This window comes from Streptomyces albidochromogenes (assembly GCF_005981925.1).
Lineage (GTDB): Bacteria > Actinomycetota > Actinomycetes > Streptomycetales > Streptomycetaceae > Streptomyces > Streptomyces albidochromogenes.
The window spans coordinates 1-4,230 of record NZ_VBVX01000438.1 but is presented as its reverse complement, the minus strand read 5'-3'; the positions used below and the strand labels follow the sequence as shown (position 1 = coordinate 4,230).

Annotated in this window: 5 protein-coding genes; all 5 read right to left on the bottom strand. The window is 70.3% G+C overall.

Annotated elements, in window-relative coordinates; genetic code table 11:
* Positions 1–1,113 (bottom strand): DNA polymerase IV (locus E2E34_RS31960; RefSeq protein ID WP_138905341.1); only part of this gene is annotated, 1,113 nt, incomplete at its 3' end.
* Positions 1,114–1,182: 69 nt separating this feature from the next.
* On the bottom strand, positions 1,183–1,803 hold the full coding sequence (locus tag E2E34_RS31955; RefSeq protein WP_138905340.1) for a MerR family transcriptional regulator: 621 nt from the start codon (positions 1,801–1,803) through the stop codon (positions 1,183–1,185).
* Positions 1,804–1,970: 167 nt separating this feature from the next.
* The gene (locus tag E2E34_RS31950) at positions 1,971–2,444 is read right to left on the bottom strand and encodes a bifunctional nuclease family protein (RefSeq protein ID WP_006123076.1); all 474 of its coding nucleotides are present in this window, start codon (positions 2,442–2,444) and stop codon (positions 1,971–1,973) included.
* Positions 2,445–2,497: 53 nt separating this feature from the next.
* Positions 2,498–3,241: a transcriptional regulator FtsR gene (gene ftsR, locus E2E34_RS31945; RefSeq protein ID WP_138905339.1), complete on the bottom strand. Its 744-nt coding sequence runs from the start codon at positions 3,239–3,241 to the stop codon at positions 2,498–2,500.
* Positions 3,242–3,258: 17 nt separating this feature from the next.
* Positions 3,259–4,170 carry a double zinc ribbon and FHA domain-containing protein gene (locus E2E34_RS31940; RefSeq protein WP_138905338.1) on the bottom strand — a complete coding sequence of 304 codons (912 nt, stop codon included), beginning with the start codon at positions 4,168–4,170 and terminating at the stop codon, positions 3,259–3,261.
* Positions 4,171–4,230: the final 60 nt, after the last annotated feature.

Sequence of the window (4,230 nt, the reverse complement as noted above, 5' to 3'; positions counted from 1 at the left end):
CCCAGCCACTGTCGCCTCGGCCTCCGCCTCCGCCAGCTCCCCCGCCGCCTGCGCGAAGAGGTCCTCCTGGGTGAAGTCGGCGAGCCCGGTGACCCCCACTCCCAGCAGCCGCACCCCGCCCGTGGTGTCCACCGACTCCAGCAGCCGCCCCGCGGCCTCGCGCACCACCGCCGGGTCGTCCGTGGGCCCGCGCAGCGTCTCGGAGCGCGTCAGCGTCGAGAAGTCGTACCTGCGCACCTTCAGCACCACGGTCCGGCCCGAGCGCCCGGCCGCCCGCAACCGCTGCACGCACCGGTCGGACAGCCGTACCACCTCGTTCCTGACCCGGACCCGGTCGTGCAGATCGACCTCGAAGGTGTCCTCGACCGACACCGACTTCGCGTCCCTCTCGGCCACCACGGGCCGCTCGTCGTGCCCGACGGCCATCCGGTACAGCGAGACCCCGTGCGCCTTTCCCAGCAGCCGTACGAGCTCGTCCTCGCCCGCTTCCGCCAGGTGGGCCACGGTCGTCATCCCCGCCCGCCGCAGATGCTCCCCGGTGGCCGGCCCGACCCCCGGCAGCACCCGCACCGCCATGGGCCCCAGCAGCTCCCGCTCGGTGCCCGGCTCGATGAGCACCAGGCCGTCCGGCTTGGCCTGCTCCGACGCGATCTTCGCAAGCATCTTGGACCCGGCGAGCCCCACCGATCCCGTCAGCCCCGTGACGGCCTTGATGTCGGCCCGCAGCAGCTCGCCGGCCCTGCGGGCCGAGGCCGAGTCGTCCGCCACCCCGCCCGCCTCCAGGTCGACGAAGGCCTCGTCCAGGCTGAGCGGCTCCACCAGCGGGGAGAGCCGGCCGAGCAGCTCCATGACCTGCTCGCTCACCGACCGGTAGAGAGCGAAGCGCGGCATCAGGTACGCGGCGTTCGGACACAGCCGCCGCGCCTGCGCCACCGGCATCGCGGAGTGCACCCCGAAGCGCCTGGCCTCGTACGAGGCGGTAGCTACGACTCCGCGGGTACCGGTCCCGCCGACCACCACCGGCTTCCCGCGCAGGCTCGGCTTAGCCGCCTGCTCTGCGGCGGCGTAGAAGGCATCCATGTCGAGATGCAGGATGGTCGGCGCGGCTCTCACACCACCGATGCTGCCGTACGGCACTGACAATCGGCGGCCGGCGGCGCGGCGGGAGGCCGCCCCGCCCGGTCAGCCGGCCTTGTTGCGGCGCCGCGCCAGCTCGTCGGTGGGGTTGTGCCCCACCAGCGTCTCGCCCGTGTCGACGCGCTCGCCGTGCAGCTGGGAGAGCGCGCTCTCCACGTCACGCCAGACCACGCCCACGGCGATCCCGAAGACGCCCTGGCCGCCCTGGAGCAGCTCGACGACCTCGTCCGGCGAGGAGCACTCGTACACGGTGGCGCCGTCACTCATCAGCGTCATGCGCTCCAGGTCCTGGAAACCACGGGCGCGCAGGTGCTGGACGGCGGCGCGGATGTTCTGCAACGCGACACCCGTGTCCAGGAAGCGTTTGACGATCTTGAGGACGACGACGTCGCGAAAGCTGTAGAGGCGCTGCGTGCCGGACCCGTAGGCGGGCCTGACGCTCGGCTCCACCAGTCCCGTACGCGCCCAGTAGTCGAGCTGCCGGTACGTGATCCCGGCCGCCGCACACGCGGTCGGCCCCCGGTACCCGACGCTCTCCGCGCTGTCGGCCGCCGTCGTCCGGCCCACGGCCGAAGACACGCCCTGCCGCCCCGCCAGAGGGTCGACCGCACTGCCGTGAAGCGGATACGGCCCGCCCGCCACCGTACCGTCGCCGCTGCTTCTCACGCCGACCTCCGTCCTTGACCTGCCCAGTCGACGGTAGGCAGTCACCCGGGGTGCGTCAACGATCGCCACACTCGGCACGCCGAGTGATAATCACCCTGAGAGTGGTTTCCCGTGCCTCGCTTCGGGGAAAGGCTACTCGAATGCGCGGAGGGTCCCGGGTGAGCGGCTCACTGACTGTTGGTCCCGAAATCCTCGGGAGAGATCTGGTCGAGGAACTCGCGGAACTTCTCCACCTCGTCCTCCTGCTCGTCGGGAATCGCGATGCCCGCGTCGTCCAGCACCCCGTCGCTGCCGTAGATCGGCGTTCCGGTGCGCAGCGCCAGCGCTATGGCGTCGGACGGCCTGGCACTCACTTCGACTCCGCTGGCGAAGACCAGCTCGGCGTAGAAGACCCCTTCCCGCAGGTCGGTGATGCGGACTTCGGTGAGCTCCTGGCCGACCGCTTCCAGTACGTCCTTGAAGAGGTCGTGGGTCAGCGGCCTGGCAGGGGCCATCCCCTGCTGGGCGAAGGCGATCGCGGTCGCCTCACCCGGCCCGATCCAGATGGGGAGGTACCGATCGCCTCCCACTTCACGCAGGAGCACGATCGGCTGGTTCGAGGGCATTTCTACCCGGACACCTACGACGTCGAGCTCGTTCACACAGCAACCCTAGGACGTGCCTGGCAGGTTTGGGTAGTCGGGATCCCCCGAGCTCAGTTCAGCCGCACGCCGAGTGCTGCCTGAATGAGGGCCGAATGGAGTCGGACGGACAGCTCCGCGAGCTCTTTGGCCGTGGCCTCCGCATGGGCTCTGGTCTGCGGGTTCCGGTGCCGGCGCAGGGGCGCGACCACCTGTTCGACGAGGTCGGCCTCACGGTCGGCGGCCGCTTTCACGGCGCGCAGGTGCCGCGGTTCCAGACCGAACCGTCCGAATTCGGCGACGAGCTTGGCCACCGTGACGACCTCGGCGTCGTAGCCGCCGCCCGGCAGGGGCGAGATCAGCCCGTACGACTCCCAGAGCTCGAGCTCCTCCTCGCCCACCTCGGCGGCCGCCAGGAGCTCATCCCGGCCGATCCTGGCCGCGGTCGGCCGGTCCGCGCCGCTGTCCGGCGCGCCGTCCTGCGGTTCGCCCGAAGCGCCGGCCACGGGCAGCCGTACCTGCTCACCGCGTTCCAGCGCGTCGAGGTGTTCGCGGATGACCTTGAGCGGCAGGTAGTGGTCGCGCTGCATGCGCAGCACCTGGGCCAGCCGCTCGACGTGGTCGGGGCTGAACTTGCGGTACCCGGAAGCGGTCCGCTGCGGTTCGACGAGGCCCTCGGTCTCCAGAAACCGGATCTTGGAGATGGTGACCTCGGGGAACTCGTCACGCAGCAGGTTCAGCACGGTGCCGATGCTCACCAGCCGGTCGCCCGCGGTGGCGGTGCCGTTTCCGGCACCGCCCGTCGGTGTTCGCTGCATGGACCTTCCCGTACGGGTCAGATGGCCCGCTGGCTCGCGTAGAAGACCAGCCGGTACTTACCGATCTGCACCTCGTCGCCGTTCGCCAGCGGGACCGAGTCGATCCGCTCACGGTTGACGTAGGTGCCGTTGAGACTGCCGACGTCCGAGACGGTGAAACCGCCGTCGGCGCCCCTGCGGAACTCCACATGGCGACGCGAGACGGTCACGTCGTCGAGGAAGATGTCGCTCTGCGGGTGCCTGCCGGCCGTGGTCAGCTCGCCGTCCAGGAGGAAGCGGCTGCCCGAGTTCGGGCCGCGTCGTACCACCAGCAGCGCCGCACCCAGCGGAAGGGCGTCGACGGCCGCCTGGGCCTCCGGGGAGAGCGAGGGAGCGGCGGTCTGTCCCGTCGCCTCCGCCTCGTACGCCTCCAGACCGGAGATGGAGATCGTCGAGGTCGTCTCCGAGGGACGCTCCGCGGCCGCCCCGGCCCGCAGCGGCGCTCCGCAGTTGGAGCAGAAACGGCTGGCCTCGGCATTGCGGTGCCCACACCTCGTACAAACCGGCAAGGCCGACATGGACGGATCCTCCTGCCGCGGCTGCCCCTGCGGGGCATGGGCTGATTCCCCGAAACCTATGCGGCCGGGACCAGCGGGGTCAACAGACGACGCGCCCGGTCCGCCCGAAATGTCACCGCCCGGACCAGTGACCTCGTCCCGGAAGAGCGGACGCTCGCCACCCTGCTCCTCCGCTTCTCCACCACGCGGCGCACGGTGACGGGCTGTGCCGTTCGTACCGTCTTCGCGTGCACTCTTGCCGAACAACTTCGCAAACAACTTCACGGGCGATTCCCCTTGACTGAAACAGACCCGCCCGTGGGGCAGGACGAACCCTGAATGAACACACCTGCCGAACCGGACATCTTCACAACGTCCGTATCCACCAAACAGTTTCCACCACGCGCCACGCCTTCGGTGCGCCGACCCCCCGCAACCTCATGCCCTTGTCCC